This window comes from Acidovorax sp. SUPP3334 (assembly GCF_030159055.1).
In the GTDB taxonomy this organism is placed as follows: Bacteria; Pseudomonadota; Gammaproteobacteria; order Burkholderiales; family Burkholderiaceae_C; genus Paracidovorax.
The window spans coordinates 1-1491 of record NZ_BQXQ01000099.1 but is presented as its reverse complement, the minus strand read 5'-3'; the positions used below and the strand labels follow the sequence as shown (position 1 = coordinate 1491).

2 protein-coding genes are annotated in these 1491 nt (G+C 60.8%); both read left to right on the top strand.

Annotated features, from left to right (window positions below; genetic code table 11):
* Window positions 1-433: hypothetical protein (locus tag AVHM3334_RS23615; protein WP_284415866.1), on the top strand; the 433-nt coding region annotated here is incomplete at its 5' end.
* Window positions 327-1367, top strand: coding sequence for a type III effector (locus AVHM3334_RS23610; protein WP_284415865.1), 1041 nt, complete (start codon window positions 327-329; stop codon window positions 1365-1367). The genes AVHM3334_RS23615 and AVHM3334_RS23610, both read left to right, overlap by 107 nt.
* The last annotated feature ends 124 nt before the right edge of the window (window positions 1368-1491 follow it).

Below are 1491 nucleotides of genomic sequence, written 5' to 3'. Positions count from 1 at the left end.
CACGCCGCATGGCGCCTTGCAGCATGCCTACGATGCAGCCGGCCGGCTGGCCGCCGCCCAGTGGCCAGGCACCCAGGCCCGGCACTACCGCTACGACCCCGCCGGCAATCCCTGGGCGCCCCCGGCCGGCGCCGGCGCAGGCGCCCGCGACGACTGGGCCGGCGAGGTGCGCCGCCAGTTCCACGACCCCGCCTTCGACCTGCTGCGCCAGGACGCGCCGCCCCTGCCCGGCCACCCCCGCGACCGCTGGCCCGACAACCGCGTCCTCGCCCACGGGCCCTGGCGCTACCGCTACGGCCCCTGCGGCAATCTGCTGGAGAAGACCCATGCCGATGCATCGAGCGCATCGCAACAATCTGAAAAATCTGCGGCTCATCGCTTGTTGCTTCGCTTTTCCACCACCGCATCTTCAAAGTTCGCGGCAGCCTTGTAAAAAAGGTTCACCCAATATGCCAAAAATTTCAAACCATTTTTCAGGTCGCGAAGACTTCACAGGAAGTTCGAGTGAGGCGATTCACACAGCGCCCATCGTGAAATTGCACAGGTCGGTGCGGCCGGAAACCCTTGGGCTTTCATCCTTCTCAGCCACACGGGTGGAGGTTTCGTCCGAGACCATGAATCACTTGAGAAACGCCACGGACGTTCTGCTCAAGACAAAACGCCTTCTCCCTTTTGGTGCAGGAAATCAAAAAGCGGACATCGTTCACAGCCAAGGAGAATCTGCGGCCAGAGTCGCCATGTTGCTTGATCGAAATCCCCGGCCGATGGCACCGATCATCGGAAGCAAGCAAGTCGCCCTGTATCAAGGTGGCAAATGTCGTCAGCACGCCGATGTGGGATACACCCTTCTATCGGGCCAAAAAATCGATGCGCCGGTCCTGATGGTGAATGACCAGCACCAAGACCACGGTTATTGCCTGATCGGCGACCCCCGCGATCCGCGCTGGGGCGAGACGGACACTGTCGTGGTGGATGCATGGCCCGGGTACCCCGTGGCAAGCACGCTTTCTCAATCGACCAACCGCCAGCCCGAATTTCCCGCCCACTATCAGCGCGCCCCAGGGGCCATGCCCTTGCAAGCGGCGCAATCCGCCTTGCATGACGTGAGCCCTGTCGAAAAATCGGCAGTCAACGCTTTCCTGCATGGCAAGGAATGGCCTGCAGTGGGACATGGGCTGCTGAAATACCTCTCGGAAAACAGGCACTCTCTCAACTTGAGAGACGAGGCACTGGCGGTACAAGATCCAAGCACCGTTTATTACTCCCACAATGAACCCGCCGGACAGACCATGGACGATATGGCCGCAGAAACCATAGAAAAACAAACAAGAGGCCGTGCGGGGTTAAACCGGTTTGACGGTACCTAGTCGGCCCTGCAAAATTCGCCACCCGCTTCAAGCCAATCTGAGTAAGCCAGGCTTTCCTTCTCGCGGCCTCGCGGCAAGCGCCATGGGCGGCTCGGCCAGCAGCGCGAGCAGACGCAAATAAAGG